This is a genomic window from Bacillus sp. GMs2/2 (assembly GCF_050172095.1).
Lineage (GTDB): Bacteria > Bacillota > Bacilli > Bacillales > Bacillaceae_G > Bacillus_A > Bacillus_A cereus.
Genome location: NZ_JBNLYE010000558.1, coordinates 1 through 2,002, shown reverse-complemented (window position 1 = coordinate 2,002; position 2,002 = coordinate 1). Strand labels below are relative to the sequence as shown.

Here is a 2,002-nt window from a genome sequence, read left to right as displayed (position 1 = left end):
GATCTAATGCATATAAGTATGATTCGAATAAAAAATAACCTTGTAGTTTAATTGCTTTTTTAAAATTTGCAACAGAATCGGTTAATTTGAAGCAGATTATATACATTTTCTTTAATAATTAATGATTTGAAGGCTGCTAAAGAAAGTTCAAACGATACTGATAAAAGATGTAGAACTCATTTTGAAAGACATCGCTTTTTAATAAGATTAGAACTTGAAACCATACCTTATATAGGAGGAATACGAAATGATGAAAAAAATCCCTCATAAACTACTCGCTGTATCAGCATTTTTAACTATAACAACTACTTATGCAGTCATACCACTAGAAACTTTTGCAATTGAAATTGAACAAACGAACACTGAAAATATGTCTCTTTCAGCAAATGAAGAACAGATGAAAAAAGCTTTGCAAGATGCTGGTTTATTTGCAAAAGCTATGAATGAATATTCTTATTTGCTAATTAATAATCCAGATGTGAGTTTTGAAGGAATAACTATTAATGGAAATGCAGATTTACCTAGTAAAATTGTACAAGATCAAAAGAATGCAAGAGCACATGCTGTTACATGGAATACACAAGTAAAAAAACAGCTTTTAGATACATTGACAGGCATTATAGAATACGATACAAAATTTGAAAATTATTATGAAACATTAGTAGAGGGGATCAATACTGGAAATGGAGATACTTTAAAAAAAGGGATTACAGATTTACAGGGAGGAATTCAACAAAATCAAAAGTCTGCAAAAGCATTAAAAGAAGAATTAATTCAATTAAAAAATGCTATTGGAGAAGATGTTAGAACATTTGGAAGTCATAAAGAGACATTGCAATCGATTTTAAAAAACCAAGGTGCTGATGTGGAGGCTGACCAAAAGCGTCTAGAGGACCTTTTAGGACAAGTAAAATATCAGAAAGACATAGAATCTAAGGGCTTAGACATGGTGAAAATCCCCTTTATTCCAACCTTGATTGCTGGTGGCATAATGATAGGTGATGCAAGAGGTAAGTTAGGTTGGCTAGAACCTGAATTAGCAAAATTGCGTCAGACTGTAGATTATAAAATAACATTGAATCGTGTAGTTGGAGTTGCATTTCATAATATTAGTGATATGCATAGTATGCTTGATAGTGCTATCACTGCTCTTACTTATATGTCTACGCAATGGGAGGATTTAGATTCTCAATATTCGGGTGTACTGGGACATATTGATAAAGCTGATCAAAAAGCTGATCAAAATAAATATAAATTCTTAACCCCTAGCTTGAATGCAGCGAAAAACAGTTGGAAAACATTAAAAACAGATGTTGTCACTTTGCAAGAAGGGATAAAAATTGCAGAGAAAAAAGAACAGGATTTTTTGAATCAGCTTCGTCCATCAAACGTTTTCTACTTTTATAAAAAAATTCATAACGCATACACTTTTGAAATAAAGACTGGAACAAATGCGCCAAATGCGTCTTATAAAGTTATGAATTTAACTAAAAACACTGTTCATAATATGTGGAGTGGAGGGGCTAATACTAACATGTGGGCTGATTGGCTTTCATTCAATCCAAATGATGAATTTGCGGTAGTAGCAGTAGTGGATGGTAAAGAATATGTTGTGTATAAAGACAAAGTCCAAAATATAATGAACTGAATCTGAAAGTAACGAAGTAATTGGAGCTGGAGAATAAACTAGACACCAAGCTAATTGAAAAATTGCAATGGCATATATCTCCTTATATCCTAGAATAATTTGCTCAAGAAAAAGAATTTGTTCAGCGAAAAAGTAAATATTGAACCAAGGAGTTAGTTGTCTTATGTGTATGGTTTTACCGAAAGGTTTCAAGTACATTACTCATACAATTATGTAGTTATCCTGAAGCATCTACAGGTGTTCTTATCGACCTTGAAGAACTACTTAGCTTCCTAAGTTGAGTGATTTTATGCAAAATTAAGTAAACGTTTTTGTACATAGATTAGTTGACATTTATATAGTTTTTTTCCATTT

The 2,002-nt window shown here is 31.8% G+C and carries 1 protein-coding gene; it reads left to right on the top strand.

Features of this window, described 5'->3' with window-relative positions; genetic code table 11:
• Nucleotides 1–247 precede the first annotated feature (247 nt).
• The gene (gene hblA / locus ACQGS6_RS27310; RefSeq protein ID WP_044584613.1) at nt 248–1,648 is read left to right on the top strand and encodes a hemolytic enterotoxin HBL binding subunit HblA; all 1,401 of its coding nucleotides are present in this window, start codon (nt 248–250) and stop codon (nt 1,646–1,648) included.
• Nucleotides 1,649–2,002 lie beyond the last annotated feature (354 nt).

What these genes read in the sequence shown, in the direction of transcription:
- hblA (WP_044584613.1), top strand. Translation starts at nt 248, where the DNA reads ATGATGAAAAAAATCCCTCATAAACTACTCGCTGTATCAGCATTTTTA.